This window comes from Streptomyces olindensis, from assembly GCF_040645895.1.
In the GTDB taxonomy this organism is placed as follows: domain Bacteria; phylum Actinomycetota; class Actinomycetes; order Streptomycetales; family Streptomycetaceae; genus Streptomyces; species Streptomyces olindensis.
This window is the reverse complement of record NZ_JBEYZD010000017.1, coordinates 99,685-119,437: the sequence shown is the minus strand read 5'-3', so window position 1 is coordinate 119,437 and position 19,753 is coordinate 99,685. Positions and strand designations below refer to the sequence as shown.

Below are 19,753 nucleotides of genomic sequence, written 5' to 3'. Positions count from 1 at the left end.
TTCGCCACCTCAGAGGGAAGTTGTGGCCGCACCGCGGTCGAGGCCAGGGTGCGCCCCGCGTCGCCGTGCAGGGCGAAGCGGGGCGCGACTCATGCAGTGAAGGGTGGCCGGAGTTGGTATAGACCCCTTCATGGTCCCGGGCTAGGCTCGGCCGCGCACAACAAGAGAGCGCTCTCAAGTACGGCTGTTCCACCCCCACTCCGTTGGAACAACGAAGGGTCATTCCCTTGAGACGCATCACAAGCCTGCGTACCGGACTGTCCGTTCTTCTCCTGCTCGGCAGTTGGGCGGCCACGAGTGCCCTGCCCGCCTCCGCCGCGGACGCTCCCGCACGCTCCACCGAAGCACCCGCCTCCCCCGGGCTCCTGACCGCGATGCAGCGCGACCTGGGGCTGACCCGGGACGAGGCCGAGGCACGCCTGGCCGCGGAGAAGACCGCGACAGCCGTCGAACGCAAGGCGCGCAAGGCCGCCGGATCGGCCTACGGCGGCTCCTGGTTCGACGCCGACCAGGGCAGGCTCACCGTCGCCGTCACCCGTGCCGCGCAGGCCGACGCCGTACGCGCGACCGGAGCGAGCGTACGGCTCGTGCGCCACGACGCGCGGCAGCTCGACGCGGCGAAGCAGCGCATCGACGCCCTGTCCGCGCCCGACGGGGTCGGCAGCTGGCACGTGGACCCGAAGGCCAACAAGGTCGTCGTGAACGTCGTCGCCGCGCACCGCGACGACAACGATGTCCGGGCCTTCCTCGCCCGAGCCCGCCAGGCCGGTCCCGTGGCGGTGCGTCAGGCCCCGGCCGCACCGCGCACCTTCGCCGCCGGCACCGTGGGCGGCGATCCCTACTACACGGGCAACGTCCGCTGTTCCATCGGCTTCTCCGTGCACGGCGGCTTCGTGACCGCCGGGCACTGCGGCCGGCCGAGCGCGGCGGTGTACGGCTGGGACCGGTCGTACATCGGCAACTTCCAGGGGTCGTCGTTCCCGGGTGACGACTACGCCTGGGTGAACGTGGGCAGCGGCTGGTGGACCGTACCGGTGGTGCTCGGCTGGGGCACGGTCCCCGACCAGCTCGTCCGCGGCTCCGCCGAGGCACCGATCGGAGCGTCCGTCTGCCGTTCCGGTTCCACCACCCACTGGCACTGCGGCACCGTGCTGGCGAAGAACGAGACCGTGAACTACAGCCAGGGCGCCGTGTACCAGATGACGAAGACGAGCGTCTGCGCCGAGCCCGGGGACTCCGGCGGCTCCTTCATCAGCGGCGACCAGGCCCAGGGAGTCACCTCCGGTGGCTGGGGCAACTGCGCCGGCGGCGGCGAGACCTGGCACCAGCCGGTCAACGAGATCCTCAACCGGTACGGGCTCCGGCTTCACACCGCCTGACCCGTCCCGTCCCTCAGCGTGACCGGGCGGGCCTCGTCCATGCGGCGGCCGACGGGGCCCGCTCCGGCTGCGCCTCCCGCTCGTGCCGGGACGGCCTGGGACATCACCGAGCGCTGAGCGGCCGTGTCGCTCCGTTCCGGGTCTCCGCCCGGTCAGCGCCTGCGGCCCCGTGCCGCCCAGCCGCTGCCGACCCCCGCGACGTGCAGGGCGAGCAGGGCCAGCCCGAGCAGCATGACGTTGGTCGAGGTGAAGACGTCGTTGGTGGAGACCTCCGCCGCGTTGATGAGGAACGCGAGAAGAAACAGGACTGCCGCGACGATGCCCAGCACTCTGCGCCTCCTTGGGTGGGGTGCCGACCGAAGGTTCTTGTCACGCGTATGCCCCCGGCGGCCCCTCTCACGCACGGTGCGCACCGTGCGTGAGAGGCCAGGACGCGGCTGTCAGACGTGCCTCGTACGGTTGAGGGGACGGGGCCCTCTCCGCCCCCTCGCACCATCCCTCCGGGAGTACTCATGCACCACCCGTCCGGCAGCCCAGACGACGACTCCGGCGTCCTGTTCGGGCTCGACGCCCTCACCCCCGGACCCACCGTGTCCGGCCGGCCCACCTCCTTCCGCACCTCCGCACAGGCCCGCCGGATGCTGCCCGTGCGGGAGATCCACGCCGAGCCCGCGGCCGCCGCGTCACCGCGCGGGAGGCAGATCACCGCCCGGTTCCCCGACGCGCGCGTGACCATGGTCGACTCCCACTGGCGCATCCCCGGGCTGCACGGCAACGAGGGAAACGTCGAGCGCTGGGTGCGGATCAAGGGGGAGACGCTGGTCCTCGGTGAGAAGAAGACCCTCACCACACGCCCCAACGGCCGGTCGGCGGACTGGATCGCTCCCGGTCCCTCCAACGGCTGCGCCATGGCCTGCGCCTACTGCTACGTGCCCCGGCGGAAGGGGTACGCCAACCCCGTCACGGTCTTCACGAACATCGACCGGATCATCGGCCACCTCGCCCGGCACGTGGCCCGGCAGGGGCCCAAGCCGGAGCCGAACCAGTGCGACGCCGAGGCGTGGGTCTACGACATCGGCGAGAACGGCGACTGCTCGGTGGACGCGCTGATCTGCGACAACACCGCGGACCTGGTGCACGCGTTCCGGCAGTGGCCCACGGCCAAGGCGTCCTTCGCCACCAAGTTCGTCAACCCCGACCTGCTCGCCCTCGACCCCCGGGGCCGCACCCGCGTCCGCTTCTCGCTGATGCCGCCGGACGACGCCCGGCTGCTCGATGTGCGCACCTCGCCCGTCGCCGAGCGCATCGCGGCCGCGGCGGACTTCCTGGACGCGGGGTACGAGGTGCACTTCAACCTCTCCCCCGTGGTCGTCCGTCCCGGCTGGGAGGACGCCTGGGCCGAGCTGCTCATCCACCTCGACGACGTCCTGCCGCGGCGGGTGAAGCAGCAGGCCGCCGCCGAGGTGATCATGCTCACCCACAACCAGGAGCTGCACGAGGTCAATCTCGGCTGGCATCCCCGTGCCGAGGAGGTCCTGTGGCGACCGGAAATCCAACAGGCCAAGCGCTCCGAGAACGGTGCCCTGAACGTCCGCTACCGCAACAGCGTCAAAGGGGATGCCGTGCGGAGCCTGCGCGCCCTGATCGACCGGTGTGCGCCGTGGCTGCGGGTGCGCTACGCGTTCTGAGCCCGCCGAGCCGGGGGGGCTCTGCCCCAGGCTGTGGAGGTAAGGGTGCCGCTGCGTGTCGCGCAGGCCCTGCTGGACTTCCTGCTCTCAGGATGGGCCGCCTATGTTTCCAGGAGGCGGCGCAGCCAGCGCAGCTTGGCGGCGCGGGCCTCCACGGACAGGGCCGCTTCGGGGACCAGGGTGTCGAACCCGTGTGAGCCGCCCGGCCACACGTGCAGCTCCGCCGTGCCGCCCCCCCTGCCAGATGCGGCTCGCGTAGGTGACGTCCTCGTCGCGGAAGTGGGAGCGGCACTCATGGGGATGTGCGGCGGACGGAGTCCGGGCTGGTCGTTCACGGGGTATGCGGCGGACGGAGCCCGGGCCGGTCGTTCACCGGCATGCGGGCGGACGGAGTCCGGCCGGTTCGGCCGTTGCGGCGGGTCACACCGCTGTCGGCCTGGGTGTGCCGTCCGCTACCGCGTGGGGCGCCGTCGGTTCGGATTCCTCGGTCCTGGGCAGGCGGGGCACCCAGATCAGCCCGATGACCGCCGCGGCCAGCGCCAGGGAGAAGAGGACGCCGAAGAGCAGGCGGGTGTGGCCGAGGGCGAAGGCGGGGGTGCCCAGCGCGGCCAGTCCGGCGACGGTCCGGGTGAAGGCCATCGTCACGCCCTGGGCGGTGGCCCGCAGCAGGGTGGGGAACAGTTCCTGCGACCAGACCTTGTAGACGGACTCACCGGCGAAGGAGTTGCCGAGGCCGGAGAGGAGCATGACGGCGACCAGGGTGACCTTGCTCGGCCCGAACAGCGCGGGCAGTGCCCAGGCCAGGACGATCAGCCCGGAACCGGCGGCGAACCAGACGTGCCGGGACGGTGTGTCGACCACCCGCATGAACAGCAGGCCGGCGACGAAGCCGACCGGCAGTCCGACCAGGGTCAGCTGGGAGAACTGCGCCACCCCTCCCCCGGCAAGGGCGGTCCACAGGAACGTGCCGAACTGGCCGAGGGTGTTCGCGCCGAGGTTCCACACGGCGTAGTACAGGCCCGTCGCGAGCAGGGCGTAACGGGCCGGGGCCCGGAAGAGGTCCCGGACGCGGCCGCGTTCGAGGGCCGAGGAGCGGGCCGCCGGCTGCTCGTCGGCCGCCCGGCGGGCGGCCGCCCACTCGGCCGACTCGCTCAGGGTGAGGCGCAGCAGCAGGACGGCGACCGCCACGACGAGCAGGTGGGCGAAGAGGATCCGGCCGCCCGCCATGCCCTGGACCCCCATGAAGGAACTCAGGACGAGCACGGCCACGATCCCGGCGAGCCAGAGCATGCCGGAGAACACCACCATCGTGGCCTTCCGGCCGGGCGGCGCCTCCTCGTTGACGAGGGCGAGCGAGACCGGAAGGTCCGCGCCGATCGCCAGGCCGGTGGCCACGACACCGGCGTAGAGCAGCGCGGGGTCCGTCGCCGCCAGGAGCAGCAGGACACCGGCCGTGTAGAGGACCAGGGAGAGGGTGAAGACCTTCCGGCGGCCGAACCGGTCGCCCAGCCGGCCGCCGCACAGGGCGCCGACCGCGAACGCCAGCGTCTGCAGACCCAGCAGGGCTCCGATGGCGTCGGCGCCGAGGTGGAGCGGCCCGGCGTAGTGGCCGCCGATGGCGATGCCCGACGTGACCAGGGCCGCGGCGTCCAGATAGGAGGCCATGCCGGCGAGGGCCGCGGTCTTCCACGGGTTCCTCGCGGTGGTCTCGGTACCGGGCATGGCTCCTCCTCGGCGCGTATGAGGGAGGGGGCGGGAGGTGGGGGCGGCCTGGCCGCGAGCAGTTCGGGTGACATCGGGAGGCGCTGCTCCGGCGGGAGCTGCCTACTCGTTTCACTTACGCGTGCCAGTCGAGCGTTGTGGCCGGTAAGCTAACCGCGGCCGGGGGCTTTGACAAGAGGTGCGACCGAGGCGAGGGCGGGTGTCCGGGGTGTCCGAGGGCAGACGGGTGACCAGCGCGGACGTGGCTCGTGAGGCCGGAGTGTCGCGCGCGACGGTCAGCTACGTCCTCAACGGCGTCCCCCACCAGAAGATCCCCGAGGCCACCCGGCAGCGGGTGTGGGACGCGGCCTCGCGGCTGGGCTACGCCCCCTCGGCCGCGGCGCGTGCCCTGCGCACGGGACGCTCGGAGATCGTGCTCGGCCTGCTGCCGGACTGGCCGATCGAGCACGTCCTCGGGCGGCTCATCCAGCAGCTCACCAACGCCTTCGCCGAGGCCGGGCTGACCTTCGTCGTGCACTCGTCGGCTCATCCGGCGCGCCCCCTGCGGGACATCTGGAAGGCCATGACCCCGGCGGCCGTGCTGGCCCTGCAGGACTTCGACGACGCGGAAGCCGAGGCGATGCGGGCCGCGGGGATCGAGGTCGTGATGGCGATGCACGGCTCGCCCCGGGGTGAACCCCGGGCGCCGCTGGTGTCCGAGCAGCCGATCGGCGCGCTCCAGGCCCGGCACCTCGCCGCCCCGCACCGCCGGCTCGGTTACGCCTACCCCGACCTGCCGGGACTCGACGTCCTGGCCCGCCCGCGGCTGGAAGGCGTCCGCGCGGTCTGCGCCGACCTGGGCATGCCCGAGCCGGACGTCCGGACAGTGCGGCTCGACGCGGCCGGGGCCGCCGAGGCGGTGAAGGGGTGGCTGGCCGCCGACCCGCCGGTCACGGGCATCTGCGCGTTCAACGACAACGTCGCCCTCGCCGTCCTCGCGGGCCTCGGCCATCTGGGACTGCGCGCTCCGCGCGACCTGGCCGTGATCGGCGTCGACGACATCCCGGGCGCGTCGCTGGCCCAGCCGCCGCTCACGACGGTCGTCCGCGACACCGACGCCATCGCGCGGGGACTGGCCCGCCGCGTCGTCGACACGCTGGGCGGCAAGGAGACCCCGGCCGAGCCCGTCCGGGACGACCTCCTGCTCCGCTTCCGGGAATCCGCCTGACGGGCGCGCGCCCGCACCGTTCTCCCCCGCCCGGCTGTCGGCGCGGCCGTCGGAGCGGCCCTTCCTGCCCGGGCCCGGGCACCCACCGCGAGGGGGGTTGAGCCGGTACCCCCCATAAACGCGGTCTCCCTCGCCCGCCGCCGGAGCTGTTTCGTGGGACGCGCACCACGTTCCCGATCTGCTGCGGAGACGACGTATGACCATGCGAGGAGGAACCCTCCACGCGCCTGCCGGCACCCGCGCCCATGACGGCGAGCGGCCGCCCACCCGGCTTCCGCTCGTCGTCCACGTACTGGCCCTGGGCACGTTCCTGATGGGGACGACCGAGTTCGTGGTGGCGGGCCTGCTGCCGGAGATCGCGCGGGACGTCGAGGTCGGTGTCGGGCGGGCCGGACTGCTGATCACCGTGTTCGCGGTCGGGATGATCGTCGGCGCGCCGCTGATGGCGATGCTGACGCTGCGGCTGCCGAGGCGGCTGACGCTGGTCCTCGCCCTGGGTGTCTTCGCGGCGGGGCACGTCGTCGTCGCTCTCGGCTCCAGCTTCGCGCTGCTGCTGGCGGCCCGGTTCCTGACGGCGCTGGCGACCGGGGCGTTCTGGGCGGTGGCCAACGTGGTGGCCGCCCGGGCCGCCGGTCCCGCCGCGAGTTCCCGCGCCCTGGGCGTCGTGGGCGCCGGGGCGATGCTCGCCAACGTCGTCGGGGTGCCGCTGGGGGCCTTCGCCGGGCAGCTGATGGGCTGGCGCGGACCGTTCTGGGCGCTCGCCGTCCTCGGAGCGGCCGCCATGGGGCTCATCGCCCGCCACGTGCCGCGTGACGCCGACGGCGACCAGGCGGTCTCGCTCCGCTCGGAGCTGTCCGCACTGCGCTCGAAGCGGCTGTGGCTGGTCCTCGCGGCCTGCACGACCACCACCGGTGGCGTGCTGTCGACGTACACCTACATCGCGCCGCTGCTGACCGGCGCGACCGGGCTGGCCGCCGGCCTCGTGCCGCTGGTCCTGGTCGGTTTCGGGGCCGGTGCCCTGGCGGGCTTCCTGCTGGGCGGCCGTCTCGGGGACCACCGTCCTCACCTGACGACGATCGTGGCGCCCGCGGTGACCACCGTCCTGCTGCTGGCGATCTGCCTGCTGGCCGGGCACGCCGCACCCACGGTGACGATGATCACCCTGCTCGGGCTGTTCGGGCTCGGCGCCAACCCGGTACTCATCTCCCTCGGCGTCCGTTTCGCGGGCGAAGCACCCACCCTGGGGTCCGCGTTGACCGTGTCGGGCTTCAACCTGGGCACCGCCGTCGGCTCCTGGATCGCCGGACTGGCCATCGATTCCTCCCTGGGGGTCACGGGACCCGCCGCCGTCGGCACGGTCATCGCGGCGCTGACCCTGATCCCCGCCGTCACCATCGCGCTCGTCCGGCGCCGCCGCCCGGGCTCGTCCCCCGCCCTGGCCGCCGGCGAACCCGCCGGGACGAGCTGAAGAACGAACCGGCGCCACGCGCGCCACAGCACAGAAACAAGGAGACAGCACCCATGCGCGGAGTAGTGATGCACAAGGCCGGCGACGTCCGGGTGGAGGAGCGCGAGGATCCGAGGATCGTCGAACCCACCGACGCGATCGTGAAGCTGACCGCCACCTGCATCTGCGGTTCCGACCTGTGGCCCTACCGCGGCATCGAGCCCGCCGACCACACCCTCATGGGCCACGAGTACGTGGGCGTGGTCGAGGAGATCGGCTCCGAGGTGAAGACCGTCAAGCCCGGGGACTTCGTGGTCGGATCGTTCGTCATCTCCGACAACACCTGCGAGATCTGCCAGGCCGGATTCCAGTCGAAGTGCGTGCACGCCGAGTTCGTCCACGCGGGCATCGGGACGCAGGCGGAGAAGGCCCGTATCCCGCTGGCCGACGGCACCCTGGTCGCCACCCCCGGGCAGCCCGACCCGGAGCTGATCCCCGCCATGCTGGCCGCCTCCGACGTGCTCGGCACCGGCTGGTACGCCGCCGTCGCCGCCAAGGCCGGACCCGGCAAGACCGTCGCCGTCGTCGGGGACGGCGCCGTCGGTCTGATGTCCGTCCTGGCCGCCAGGCAGCTCGGCGCGGAGCGCGTCATCGCCATGTCCCGCCACCCCGAGCGGCAGAAGCTGGCCCGCTACTACGGCGCCACCGACATCGTCGAGGAGCGCGGTGACGAGGGCGTCGCGAGGATCAAGGAACTCACGAACGGCCTCGGCGCGCACTCGGTGATCGAGGCGGTCGGCACGCAGGAGTCCTTCATGCAGGCCGTCGGCGCCACCCGCGGCGGCGGGCACCTCGGCTACGTGGGTGTGAACCACGACGTGAGCATCCCCGGCATCGAGCTGTTCTTCGCCGGCGTCCACACCCTCGGCGGCCCGGCGCCGGTGCGGCGGTTCCTGCCCGAGCTGATCCGGCTCATCTGGGACCGTGAGATCGATCCGGGCAAGGTCTTCGACCTCACCCTGCCCCTGGAGGAGGCCCCCGAGGGGTACAAGGCGATGGACGAGCGTCGCGCCACCAAGGTGCTCCTCACCCTCTGAGGCGTCGGTGTGCGGCCACCGGTCCGGGCCCCTGACGGCTCAGCCGGTGGCCGCTCGCGCGTCCGTCCGTTCCTGTCGGCGCCTGCGCTGCAGGACCGGGTCCGGGACGGGCGCGGCCGCCACCAGGCGCCGGGTGTAGGGGTGCCGCGGCCGCTCGCACACCTCGGCACTCGGGCCCTCCTCGACGATGCGTCCTTGCTGGAGCACCAGGGTGCGCGCCGCGAACTCCTTGACGACGGCCAGGTCGTGGGTGATGAACAGGTACGCGCAGCCGAACGTCCGCTGGAGTTCGGCGAGGAGGTCCAGGGCGGCGGCCTGGGTGGTGACGTCGAGGGCGCTGGTCGGCTCGTCGCAGATGACGACCCGGGGCTGCCGGGCCACCGCCCGGGCGATGGCGATGCGCTGACGCTGGCCGCCGCTGAACTGGGCCGGGTAGCGGCCGGCGGCGTCCTCCGGCAGGCCGACCCGGCGGAGCAGGTCGGCGATGCGCTCGTGGACCTCCGCGCGGGAGAGGGCGGAGCCGCTCGTGAGCAGGGGCTCGGCGAGGGTCCGGCCCACGGGCAGCGCCGGGTTCAGCGAGCCGTAGGGGTTCTGGAAGATGGCCTGGAGGTCGGCGGACAGGAGCCTGCGGGCCCGGCCGGTGAGACGGGTGATGTCGCGCCCGCCGAGCAGCACGCGTCCGCCGCTGACCGGGGTCAGTCCCAGCACCGCCTTGCCGATGGTGGTCTTCCCCGAGCCGGACTCGCCCACGAGCGCGACTGTCTCGCCTTCACCGACCTCGAACGACACGTCCTCGATGACGGTGGTCGGGGGCCGGCGGAAGCCGCGGGACGGGTAACGGACCGCGAGGCCGTCGAGTTGGAGTACGGGTGTTCCGGTCACGCGATCCTGCCCTCGGTGGGAACGATGCTGGGGGTGCTGGCGATGAGCTGCCTCGTGTAGGGGTGGCGGGGCCGGTGGAAGATGTCCTCGACCGGGCCTTCCTCCACGATCCGGCCCTGTTCCATCACGAGGGCGCGGTCGCAGCTGTCCGCCACCACGCCCAGGTCGTGGCTGATCAGGATGATCGCCATGCCGTGCTCGTCGCGCAGCGACCGCAGCAGGTCCAGGATGCCCGCCTGCACGGTCACGTCCAGTGCCGTGGTGGGTTCGTCGGCGATCAGCACCTTCGGGGAGCCGGCCAGCGCCATGGCGATGACGACGCGCTGGAGCATGCCGCCGGACAGCTCGTGCGGGTGCCTGCGCGCGACGTCGTCGGGGTCGCGCAGGTGGACGCTGGTGAGCAGGTCCCGGACGCGTTGCCGGACGGCTTCCTTCCCACCGGACACGGCGCCGGTGCGCCGGACGACCTCCGACAGCTGGGAGCCGATGGTGAAGTAGGGGTCGAGGGCCACCATGGGTTCCTGCGACACCAGGGCGATCTCGCTGCCGCGGACGCGCCGCAGCTCCCGTTCGGGCAGGCCGCTGATCCGGGTGCCGGACAGCCAGGCCGAGCCGCTCGTCACGGCCCCGTTGGGCGGGAGGAGCCCGAGCAGGGACAGGCCGGTCACGGTCTTTCCGCTGCCGGACTCCCCCACCAGGCCGAAGATCTCGCCGGGGCGCACGGTGAAACCGATGGAGTCGACGACGGTCCGTGGCCCCCGCGCGGTGGCGAACGCGATGGAGTAGTCCCGGACTTCGAGCACCGCCCCGTCGGACGGCTCACCGGGCGCGTCCGCCGTGTCCTGGGCGGCCGTGGCGGGGAGCGGCCGACGCAGCCGGCCGCCGGTGGCCCTGCGCCGGTCCTCCTCCAGGTCGCGCAGCCCGTCGCCGAGGAGGCCGAAGGAGATGGACATGAGGCCGATCAGACCGCCGGAGACGAGCAGTAGGTAGGGGTCCTGCTGCATGTTCTGCGCGGCCTCCCCGACCATGCCGCCCCAGCTCGGGGCGGGTGCCGGGGTGGCCATGCCGAGGAACCCGAGCCCGGTCTGGATGGCGAGGGCGATTCCCGCGAACAGGCAGAGCTGCACCAGCAGTTGGCCGGCCAGGCCGGGCAGGATGTGCCGGGCCATGATGCGCGCCGGGCCGAGTCCCGACACCCGCGCCGCGTCCACGAACAGTTCCTCCCGCAGGGCGATGCAGGAACTGCGGATGACCCGGGCGAGGTTGGCGGAGGCGAAGAAGCCGATCGTGAGCATGGCGGCGGCGTTGCTCTGCTGGAAGATGGCGAGGACGGCGAGGGTGACGATGATCGCCGGAACCGACAGCATGACGTCCGACACGGCGACGACGACCCGGTCGGTCCAGCCGCGCAGGTACCCGGCGAGGACGCCGAGGGTCACGCCGACGACCGCGTGGACGAGGACCGCGAGGCCCACGCCGAGCAGGGTCGGGCGTCCGCCGTGCAGCAGCCGGCTCAGTACGTCGCGGCCGAGGCTGTCGGTGCCCAGGGGATGGTCCGCCGACGGACCCGCGTGCGCGGCCGGCAGGTCCTGCGCCAGCGGCGGGTGCGGTGCCAGGAGGGGGGCGAGGAGCACGGCGGCGCTGACCCCGGCGACCACGACGAACGCCATGGCGGTGAGGGGACGCCGCCAGAGCCCGGTGAAGGGGTTGGTCCTCGCCCGGGGCAGCGCCTTCGGGGGCGGTTCGGCAGTGGTCATTCCGCACGCACCTTCGGATTGAGGAGGCCGTAGAGGATGTCGACGAGGAGGTTCACCACGATCACCAGGACCGTGAAGGTGACGGCGACGCCCTGCACCACCGGCAGGTCGTGCTGATTGGTCGCGTCCACGACCGTGGTCCCGAGGCCGGGCAGGGTGAACACGTTCTCGATGAGGATCGTGCCGGGAATGAACGCGATCATCGTCAGTCCGATCGTGGTCACGACCGGCAGTCCGCAGCCGCGCAGCGCGTGCTTCCAGATGAGCGACGCGGGCCGGACACCGGACGCCCTCAGCGTTCTGATGTAGTCGAGGCCGAGGGTGGTCAGCATCGCGTCGCGCGTGACTTTGGCGATCATGGCGACGCCGCCGATCGCCAGGGCGACCACGGGGAGGACGAGGCCGGCGGCCCACTGCCCCGGCGACTCGGTGAACGGGGTGTAGCCGGTGGCGGGGAACAGCGCGAACCTGACGGCGAACAGGGCGACGAGCAGCAGCGCGATCCAGAAGTTGGGCAGTGCGCCGCCCAGCAGGGACACGACGTCGACCACGCGGCGGCTGAACCTGCCGCGGGTGGCGCTGTGGACGCCGAGCAGGACGCCGACCAGGCTCGCGAGTCCGGTCGCCCCGATCACCAGCGCCAGGGTGACCGGCAGGCGTTGCCCGATCAGCCCCAGCACCGGCTCGTCGGTGAACAGGGAGGTGCCGAGGTCACCGTGGAGGACGCCGCTCAGGTAGAGCCAGTACTGCACGGCGACCGGCTCGTTCAGGTGCAGCGCGGCGCGCAGCGCGGCGTACTGCTCCGGTGTGGCGTTGAGCCCCAGCAGGGTGCGTGCCGGATCGCCCGGCACGAACGACTCGAGAAGGAAGGTGATCGCCGAGACGACCAGCAGCAGCGGGACGGACAGTCCCAGCCTGCGGAGAATGATCGGGAGCATGGGTCCTCGTCACCGGGTCGTCCACACCGTGGCAGATGTCGGCAGGGAACTGCCCTGGGGGAACTGCACGCCGTGGAGCTTCTTGTCGTGCATGACGATCAGGTCGGCGCCGGAGACCGGCAGGGCGAGCGCCTCGCGGGTGATCACGTCGGTCAGGTTCTTCGCCGCCGCATCCGAGGAACCGGCGTCGGACGCGGCGAGACGTGCGTAGGCGGCGTCGACCTCGGGGTCCTTCACGCCGAAGACGTTCATGATGCCGGTCTTGGTGAATCCCGCCTGCTGGGCGTAGAAGTTGGCGTCGCCGCCCTGTCCGGGCGAGAGTGCCGTGGCCGCGTACTTCTTCGTCAGCAGGTCGTCGATCCACCCGCCGAAGTTGGTGGCGGCCTTCAGCTTCAAGGTGACGCCCACCTTGGCGAGTTGGCCCTGTACGGCCTGGACGAGCTTGGCGGTGGTCGGGTCGAAGGAGCCGTAGTTGACCGGGATGGTCAGCCCGTCGGCGTAACCCGCCTGGGCCAGCAGCTTCCTGGCCTTGGCCGGGTCGTAGGGGTACATCTTCTGGGCCTCGGGGCTGAAGCCGTCGTAGCCCGGCATCGCGGGCTGGGAGACGGGTGTTCCGTAGGCGCCGTAGACCGCCTTGGTGATCGCCTCGCGGTCGATGGCGTGATTCAGCGCCCGCCTCACCCGCACGTCGGCGAGGCCCTTGACGACTTTGCCCTCGCGGTCGAGGAGGAACAGGCCGGCCCAGGTGGTGGGCTTCTTGACCACGGTGAGCGAGGTGTCGCCCTTGATGGTGGGTGCCACGTCGGGCGTGCCGAACATGAAGTCGATCTGCCCCGACTTCAGGGCCTGGACCTGCGAGTTGACGTTCGGGATCACCCGGACGGTGATCTTCTTGAAGTGGATGGCCGACTGGTCGTAGAAGTTCTTGTTCGGCACGTAGACGTAGTGGTCGCCGGAGACCGACTGCGCGGCGCTGTACACGTACGGCCCGGCGCCGAAGGTCGCGGAGGCGAGCTTCTTCGGTGCCTTCAGTCCCGCGGGGCTGATGATCGCGCCGCCCAGGAACTGGGGCGTGAACAGCGCGCCCATGTCCGGGTTGGGCGTCGGGCTCTTGACCACCACGGTCGTACGGTCGGGCGCGGAGAAGGTCAGCGGCCGGTAGTAGGAGGCGTTGGGCCCGCTGCCCTTCTGGAAGTACCGGAATGACTTGATGACGTCGGCAGCGGTGATCGGCGTGCCGTCGGCGAACTTGACCCCGCTGCGCAGGCGGAGCCGGAACTCGGTGTTCCCGCTGCCCTCGTAGCCCCACTTGTCGGCCAGTCCGGCCCCGAGGGAGCCGTCGGCGTTGCGGGTCAGCAGCGTGGCGTAGGCCGGGTCGAGGTAGTTCAGGAACGGCCCGGTGGCGATCTGGGCGGGGTCCAGGCTGTTGGGCGCCGAGGACAGGCCGATCGTCAGGCCGGCCGGACCGGTGCCGCCGGCGCCGCTGCCGCCGTTTCCACCGCCGCAGGCGGCGAGCGCGAGCGAGGCCACTGCGCCGAGCGAGACGTGGAGGGCGGTTCTTCTCTTCATCGAGGTCTCCGTGCGGTCGGGAGGGATGGGGAGGTGAGGACGGGAAGAGCGGGCGCGATGAGGGCCGGGAGAACGGGGCGAGCCGGGTGGACGCGGTGGAGCGCGAGGGAGCCACCGAGGCGGACCGACCTGGCGGCGGGCGCGGCCGGGGGGCCACCGCCGCTGTGGACGAGTGGGATCCCGGAGCGTTACTTACACCTTTAAGCGAGTGCCCGTAAATTAACTGTGTCGTCTTGGTTGCGCAAGGGGTTCACGGGTGACGGTCGCGGCGACGGCAACTCCGGCCCTCGCTTTCGCTCCGCGCCCGGGCGGGTGGACGACACCCCGGAATGCCTTGTCGCCCCTGTTCAGCGGCTTGTCGCCGACCGCGGCGCCCCGGGTCCGGTCAGGCCGACACCCGGACCTGGACTCGCAGGTGCTCCGTGACGGGATCGGTGAAGGGTCCCGTCTCTCCGAGGGCGTCGACGATGCGGCGGGCCAGGTCCCGCGCGATGAGGCCGGTGTCGCGGACGACCGTGGTCAGCGGCGGCCGGGCCAGCGCGGCGCCGGGGATGTCGTCGACGCCGATCACCGCGAGGTCACCCGGGGCCCGCAGGCCCAGCGAACGCAGGGCGGCCAGGACGGCCAGGGCGACGGCGTCGTTGAAGGCGCAGACGCCCGTCACCGGCGGGTCGGCGGCGAGCCAGGCGCGCACCGCCGCGACGGCGCCGTCCGGATCGGGGGAGACGGTCCGTACATCCGGCTCCGCGAGACCGGACTCGGCACACACCTTGCGCACACCCTCCAGTCGCGGCTCCGCCAGGACACCGAGCCGCGCCAGATCCGGGTAGGCGTAGCCGAGCCGCCGGTGCGTCCGTACCAGGTGGCGGGCCTGCGCCGCACCGATCGGCTCCTCCGGTACGAGGGCGGAGCGGTGTCCGCCCCGCGCCGAGCCGTGCACCGCCATGACGACCTCGACGCCCGCCGCCCGCATGGCCCCGGCCTCGTCCTCGGGGAACGCGTCCAGGGCCAGAACGGCCGCCGGTGTCAGGGCTTTCCACACCTCGCCCAGGGGCCGGGCCGGGTGCGCCGCCGAGTGCACGAGGAAGGTGAGTTCGTGCTCGGCCAGGGCGTCCGTCAGCTGCTGGACGAGCCGGCCGAGGACGTGTTCGATCGGCCAGTCGGGCAGCAGGCCGAGCACGATGTCCGAGCGCCCTTTGCGCAGACTGCGGGCCGCGGCCGACGGCGCGTAGCCGAGCCGGGCGGCCGCTTCCCGGACCCGCCGCCGGGTGGCCTCGGGGATCCTCTGGTGCGGGGAGTCGTTGAGGACGTAACTCACCGTCGCGCGGGAGACTTCCGCCTCGCGGGCGACATCCGCGCTGGTCACGCGTCTGCCACCGGGTCTTCCGGTCATGCGTCCCCTCCCTGTGGCGACTGTGGCGATGTCTTGCCAAAGCCCATGGGTGCGGCTAGCTTGTCCGCTCAGCTTACCTACACGTTTAAGTGACGCGATGAGCGGACCGCCGCGCCCGCCCGCACTCGACACGTCCCGAAAGGCATTCGCGTGATCCGCCCTCACGACTTCCGCCACGGCGGCATGACGTTGCGCTCCACCGTCCACATCCCCGACGGCCCGTCGCACACCCGCCGGCCCACGGTGGTGTTCGTGCACGGCTTCACCTCCAACCGGCTCGAACTGCCGAACTTCGTCGCCATGTCACGGCTGTTGGAGGAGCACGGCATCGCCTCCGTCCGGTTCGACCTCTCCGGCCACGGCGAGAGCGACGGCGACTTCTTCGACGTCACGATCGGCGGCGAGATCGCGGAGACCCGCGCGGTGCTCCAGGCCGTCCGGAGATTCGACTTCGCCGACCCCGACCGGATCGGCCTGGTCGGTATGAGCATGGGAGGTGTGGTCGCCGGGATCGTCGCCGCCGAGGAACCGGGCATCGGAGCGCTGTGCCTGTGGTCGCCGGCCGCGGTCGCCCCCTTCGAGCTCGCCGGGGGCCACCTCAAGGGCCGCAGCCTGGCGGCCGAGATCGAGGAGAAGGGGTACTTCGACGCCGACGGGCACCGGATGAGCCCCGCGCTCGTGGCGGACATCGCCGGTCTCGACGTGTACGGACGCTCCGCGCCCTACCGGGGCCCCGTCCACATCCTGCACGGCGACAAGGACGACATCGCCCCCATGGACCATGTACGCCGCTACCTGGACCACTACGACGGCAACGCGGAACTCGAGATCGTCGAGGGCGCGGACCACGCCTGGGGCACCGTCCCGCACCGCACCACGCTGCACCGGTCCACGCTGCGATTCCTCATGAGGCACCTGACGTCATGACCACGTTCCTCCCGCCCGAGGGGGGCAGCCCCCGCAGCCCGTCACGGAACTCGGGTCCGGCCGTCACCCCTTGCGCCTGCCCGGCTGACGGCCCCACGATCGCGGCCCGCTGTGCCCTGACACACAGCGGGCCGCTCTCTACTTGACGCTGATCTCCGCGAGTTGGAGGCGGTAGCGGGTCGACTCGTCGGAGGCCGGTCTGCCGAGTCTGGTGGCGCGCAGTCGCAGGTAACGTCCGCTCGCGGTGGTGAGCGTGTAGGTCTGGGCGGCTCCGTCGGGGTTGCTCTGGCCGGTGACCGTGCGCACGGTGGTGTAGGAGGAGGCACCGTCGGCGCGGGTCTGCAGCGTGAAGTCGACCGGGAAGCCCGCGGTTCCGCCGCCCGCGGCCGTCGTGTCGGTGCGCGGGTGGAGGGTGACGGAGCCGATCGCCCGGTCGGCGCCGAGGTCGATCTCGACCCACACCGGTGTGTCACCGACGTCGGCGGAGGAGAAGTCGATGCTCGTGAACCCCTTGGCACCGGCCACGCTCGTCGTGGTGCCGTCGAACAGGCGGGTCTTGCCCCAGTCGCCGTTCTCCAGGGTGTAGTTGCCGGTGACGGTGATCGCGGCGGTGGGGACGGTGAGTTCGGCGAGCTGGAGGCGGTACTTGGCGGCCTCGTCGGCCGCGGGGGCGCCGAGCCTGGTCGCTTCGAGGCGCACATGGCGGGCGGTGGTCGTCCTGAACCCGTACGTCTGCACGCGGCCGTCGGGGTTCGGCTGCCCGGTGACGGTCCGGACGGTGGTGTACGTGCCGGAGCCGTCGCGGCGGGTCCGGATCGTGAAGTCGACCGGGAACCCCGCGGTTCCGCCGCCCGCCGCCGGGGTGTCGGTCCGCGGGAAGAGGCGTACGGCGTCGAGGTCGGTGTCGGCCCCGAGGTCGATCTCCACCCACACGGGGCTGGCGCCGACGTCGGCGGAGGTGAACTCGTTGCTGGTGTAGCCCTTCGCCCCGGCCGCGCTGCGGAGTGTGCCGTCGGTGAGCCGGCTACGGCCCCAGTCGCCGTTCTCCAGGCTGTTGTTGCTGGTGACCGGACGGCCGAGGGCCAGGTCGTCGAGACGGCCCGTGCCCGTCGCCGTGAACGTCCACGTGCCCGGCTGGACGGTGAAGTAGACGTACGAGGAGTCCTTGCCCGCCTGGGTCAGACCGCTGACGCCGCCGGTGGCGGAGCCGTCGGTGAAGACCGTGGTGCCGTTGGCCTTCACGACCGGCCGGGCGCCTCCGTACGTGGGCACGCCCACCCGGGCGGTCGTCCCCTTCGGCGAGGTCAGGGTCAGGGTCACCTGGGTGCCGTCGCGCACGATGCCGAAGCGGATGTCGCCCTTGGCGGTGGGCGTCACCGTGTCGATCTTCGTGAGGGTGCCCGTCTGCGGGACCACCTCGTACGCCGTCCAGCCCGGCGCGGTGGGGCGGACCCCGGCCGCGTACGCGGACAGCGCGTACAGCGGGCCGCCGTTCCAGGCGTGGTTGTCGGTGCCGTCGGCCTTGGTCCACAGCTCCCACAGCGTGTGACAGGCGGGGTCGGCGACCTGGGCGGCGAAGCGGTTGCGCATGCGCTCCTCGGCGACGGTGGCCGCGCCCATCAGGTACAGCGCCTCCAGGACGTAGAACTCCATGTAGGGACTGGCGTTGAGGTGGGTGCGCAGCACCTCGGTCACCGCCCGGTGGCGTGCGGTGCCGGCCAGGCCGGCGACCACGGCCAGGGCGTTGGCTCGGTCGTCGGTGTCGCGGGTGTAGCCGGGTGAGCGGTACTCGCTCCGGGAGGCGTCCCACAGCACGCGGTCGAAGTTGGCCTTGACGCTGTCGCGCCGGGCCTGCCATCCGGCGACGTCCGCGTCGTTGCCGCTGAGGCCGGCGAGCTTCACGGCGGTGTCCAGGGCCAGGTAGTACCAGCAGTTGTCCAGGACGCGGGCGTCGATGTCGGTGCCCCAGTCCTCCCAGTCCCAGTCGCCGGCCCGGTGGTTGACCAAGCCGTCGGCGTCCAGGCTCCACAGGTTCAGGTACCGCTTCACCGCCGGGTAGGCGACGGTGACGGCGCTCGCGTCACCGGTGTAGAGGTAGTACGTCCAGAACGACCACACCGAGGCGAGCATCTGCACGGGCAGTTCGGCGGTCCAGATGCTCGCCGGGACCGGCGAGTACAGCGCTCCGCTGTCCTTCTGCCAGGCGGCGAGCTGGGCGATGGCCTTCTTGCCGAGCGCGTGGGAGCGGGTGTCGAAGGTGTAGAAGCCCTCCTTGAGCTGGTTGACGACATCGCCCCACCACTGGGCCCGTTCGCGGGTGGGGCAGTCCATGTAGTTGTCCCGCATGTTGACGTACATCGTGCGGGCGGCCTTGGTCCACAGCGTGTCCAGGAAGGCGTCGCCGCTGCTGAACGAGCCCGTGAAGTCGGTGTCGTAACCGGACTCCCGGTACTTCAGTTCCAGGATCGTCACGCCCGCCGGGATCGTGTACCGCACGGCGGTGCCGCTCATCCAGGCCAGCGGCTCGAACTCCTGGACGCCGCCGGTGCAGACGTAGGTGGCGCGCACGTTGTACTGCGTCCCCGGCTCGATGCCCACCAGCCCGGCGCCGTCGTCGTAGTGGTCGGTCTGGACGCCGATCACCGCACCGGCCGGGGCGTCCACCTTCAGGAACGGGGTCACCTGGATGTTGGACGGCAGGGTGGCCGAGATCGCGGTGGCGCCCTGGCCCGAGGAGGGCAGCGACGCGGCGTTGGTGTAGGACTTCAGTCCGGAGTAGCGGAACAGCGGGATCGGCCGCTCGACGAGGGCGTTCCAGGGCGAGGCGCCCGCCGCGCCGTAGTCGGTCGGGGCCGTCCAGCCGCTGTCGTCGAAGCCGGGCGACCGCCAGCCCGACACGACGGCGGCGGCCCGGGCGTCGTAGTGGATGTTGGACTCGGGCAGCCGGAAGTTGACCTGCGTGCCGCTGGTGTTGTTCGAGTAGCCCGGGTGAACGGTGTGCTTCCAACCGGTGTCGCTGACCAGCCGGGTGGTCGTCGAGCCGGCCTGGATGTCCGACTGGAACAACAGGCCGCCCTTGCCGCTGCTGTGGTGCGAGAAGCCCTGCTTGCCGAAGTGCCAGACCAGCAGCGCGATCGTGTTGCTCCCGCTCTTCAGGTACGGGGCGAGGTCGAGTTCGTCGTAGTAGGTGTCCGTGCGGTTGGGGCCGCGCTTGAGCCCGCCGTCGAACACCACCAGGGTGCCGTTCACCCACAGCCAGTACTTCGAGTCCACCGCGATCCGGGTCACGGCCTGGGAAGGGGCGGTCGCGAGGGTGAACGATCTGCGGAAGGCCACCCATTGGTTCGTCGAAGTGGCGGGCGCCCAGATCCACTTCGCGGTCCAGTCGACCGCGGCGGACGCCGTCGGCGCGAGACCCGGAAGAACCAGGGAGCCCAGGGTCGGGGCAAGGGCGACGGCTATGGCGGAGCGCAGGGCGGACCGGCGGGAGACGTACTGCATCGAGGGGACCTTCCCAGGGAGTGCTGCGGGGAGCGGGCCCGCTCGGAGGAATGTGTTGAATCGTTTCAATGCCGTACTTGCAGACGTGATCCTGAACCCTCCCGCGGGCCGTGTCAACGACTCGCGCAGGACGATGGGAAACGTTCCCCATCCGGGCGCCCAGGACGCTCGCCGGCGGGTGCGCCAAGGACGATCGCCGACGGCGCCGCCCAGGACGCCGGGGACCGGGCCGGGGCGCGAGGCCGG

General features: G+C 71.9%; 14 protein-coding genes. 6 read left to right on the top strand and 8 right to left on the bottom strand.

The window, feature by feature from the left end:
* The first annotated feature begins 227 nt into the window (after positions 1-227).
* Positions 228-1,379, top strand: coding sequence for a S1 family peptidase (locus ABZ948_RS13725; protein WP_359759126.1), 1,152 nt, complete (start codon positions 228-230; stop codon positions 1,377-1,379).
* Between the two features lie 152 nt (positions 1,380-1,531).
* Here the strand turns inward: ABZ948_RS13725 and ABZ948_RS13720 are convergent, their stop codons facing one another.
* A complete protein-coding gene (locus ABZ948_RS13720) occupies positions 1,532-1,708 on the bottom strand; it encodes a hypothetical protein (protein ID WP_359759124.1) in 177 nt (58 codons plus the stop codon).
* 183 nt (positions 1,709-1,891) lie between these two features.
* Here ABZ948_RS13720 and ABZ948_RS13715 point away from each other — a divergent pair, with 183 nt between their 5' ends.
* Positions 1,892-3,067, top strand: a complete 1,176-nt coding sequence (locus ABZ948_RS13715) for a spore photoproduct lyase family protein (RefSeq protein WP_359759122.1) — start codon at positions 1,892-1,894, stop codon at positions 3,065-3,067.
* 420 nt (positions 3,068-3,487) lie between these two features.
* Here the strand turns inward: ABZ948_RS13715 and ABZ948_RS13710 are convergent, their stop codons facing one another.
* Complete coding sequence (locus tag ABZ948_RS13710; protein ID WP_359759120.1) at positions 3,488-4,789, bottom strand: MFS transporter; 1,302 nt, start codon at positions 4,787-4,789, stop codon at positions 3,488-3,490.
* Between the two features lie 208 nt (positions 4,790-4,997).
* Here ABZ948_RS13710 and ABZ948_RS13705 point away from each other — a divergent pair, with 208 nt between their 5' ends.
* From ABZ948_RS13705 to ABZ948_RS13695, 3 genes are all read left to right on the top strand, one after another.
* A complete protein-coding gene (locus ABZ948_RS13705; RefSeq protein WP_359759119.1) occupies positions 4,998-5,996 on the top strand; it encodes a LacI family DNA-binding transcriptional regulator in 999 nt (332 codons plus the stop codon).
* 196 nt (positions 5,997-6,192) lie between these two features.
* Positions 6,193-7,464: an MFS transporter gene (locus ABZ948_RS13700; RefSeq protein ID WP_359759117.1), complete on the top strand. Its 1,272-nt coding sequence runs from the start codon at positions 6,193-6,195 to the stop codon at positions 7,462-7,464.
* Between the two features lie 53 nt (positions 7,465-7,517).
* Positions 7,518-8,540 (top strand): zinc-dependent alcohol dehydrogenase family protein, encoded by a 1,023-nt coding sequence (locus ABZ948_RS13695; protein ID WP_359759115.1) that lies wholly within the window; start codon positions 7,518-7,520, stop codon positions 8,538-8,540.
* A gap of 39 nt (positions 8,541-8,579) precedes the next feature.
* Here the strand turns inward: ABZ948_RS13695 and ABZ948_RS13690 are convergent, their stop codons facing one another.
* From ABZ948_RS13690 to ABZ948_RS13670, 5 genes are all read right to left on the bottom strand, one after another.
* Entirely contained in the window at positions 8,580-9,422 is an 843-nt protein-coding gene (locus tag ABZ948_RS13690) for an ABC transporter ATP-binding protein (protein WP_359759113.1), read from the bottom strand.
* Complete coding sequence (locus ABZ948_RS13685) at positions 9,419-11,179, bottom strand: dipeptide/oligopeptide/nickel ABC transporter permease/ATP-binding protein (protein ID WP_359759111.1); 1,761 nt, start codon at positions 11,177-11,179, stop codon at positions 9,419-9,421. The genes ABZ948_RS13690 and ABZ948_RS13685 overlap by 4 nt, the downstream gene beginning before the upstream one ends.
* Positions 11,176-12,117 (bottom strand): ABC transporter permease, encoded by a 942-nt coding sequence (locus tag ABZ948_RS13680; protein WP_359759109.1) that lies wholly within the window; start codon positions 12,115-12,117, stop codon positions 11,176-11,178. Before ABZ948_RS13680 ends, ABZ948_RS13685 begins: the two co-directional genes overlap by 4 nt.
* 9 nt (positions 12,118-12,126) lie before the next feature.
* Positions 12,127-13,686 carry an ABC transporter substrate-binding protein gene (locus ABZ948_RS13675; protein WP_359759107.1) on the bottom strand — a complete coding sequence of 520 codons (1,560 nt, stop codon included), beginning with the start codon at positions 13,684-13,686 and terminating at the stop codon, positions 12,127-12,129.
* A 385-nt stretch (positions 13,687-14,071) separates the two neighbouring features.
* The gene (locus ABZ948_RS13670) at positions 14,072-15,079 is read right to left on the bottom strand and encodes a LacI family DNA-binding transcriptional regulator (RefSeq protein WP_359759105.1); all 1,008 of its coding nucleotides are present in this window, start codon (positions 15,077-15,079) and stop codon (positions 14,072-14,074) included.
* Positions 15,080-15,229: 150 nt separating this feature from the next.
* Here ABZ948_RS13670 and ABZ948_RS13665 point away from each other — a divergent pair, with 150 nt between their 5' ends.
* On the top strand, positions 15,230-16,006 hold the full coding sequence (locus ABZ948_RS13665) for an alpha/beta hydrolase (protein ID WP_359759103.1): 777 nt from the start codon (positions 15,230-15,232) through the stop codon (positions 16,004-16,006).
* Positions 16,007-16,144: 138 nt separating this feature from the next.
* Here ABZ948_RS13665 and ABZ948_RS13660 read toward each other — a convergent pair whose 3' ends face one another.
* Positions 16,145-19,507, bottom strand: coding sequence for an alpha-L-rhamnosidase-related protein (locus ABZ948_RS13660; protein WP_359759101.1), 3,363 nt, complete (start codon positions 19,505-19,507; stop codon positions 16,145-16,147).
* Between the last annotated feature and the right edge of the window lie 246 nt (positions 19,508-19,753).

Bases quoted from the DNA above. Each gene is read 5' to 3' on its own strand.
- ABZ948_RS13675 (WP_359759107.1), bottom strand. From the start codon at position 13,686: ATGAAGAGAAGAACCGCCCTCCACGTCTCGCTCGGCGCAGTGGCCTCG.
- ABZ948_RS13680 (WP_359759109.1), bottom strand. From the start codon at position 12,117: ATGCTCCCGATCATTCTCCGCAGGCTGGGACTGTCCGTCCCGCTGCTG.
- ABZ948_RS13700 (WP_359759117.1), top strand. From the start codon at position 6,193: ATGACCATGCGAGGAGGAACCCTCCACGCGCCTGCCGGCACCCGCGCC.
- ABZ948_RS13685 (WP_359759111.1), bottom strand. From the start codon at position 11,179: ATGACCACTGCCGAACCGCCCCCGAAGGCGCTGCCCCGGGCGAGGACC.
- ABZ948_RS13670 (WP_359759105.1), bottom strand. From the start codon at position 15,079: ATGACCGGAAGACCCGGTGGCAGACGCGTGACCAGCGCGGATGTCGCC.
- ABZ948_RS13715 (WP_359759122.1), top strand. From the start codon at position 1,892: ATGCACCACCCGTCCGGCAGCCCAGACGACGACTCCGGCGTCCTGTTC.
- ABZ948_RS13695 (WP_359759115.1), top strand. From the start codon at position 7,518: ATGCGCGGAGTAGTGATGCACAAGGCCGGCGACGTCCGGGTGGAGGAG.
- ABZ948_RS13660 (WP_359759101.1), bottom strand. From the start codon at position 19,507: ATGCAGTACGTCTCCCGCCGGTCCGCCCTGCGCTCCGCCATAGCCGTC.
- ABZ948_RS13710 (WP_359759120.1), bottom strand. From the start codon at position 4,789: ATGCCCGGTACCGAGACCACCGCGAGGAACCCGTGGAAGACCGCGGCC.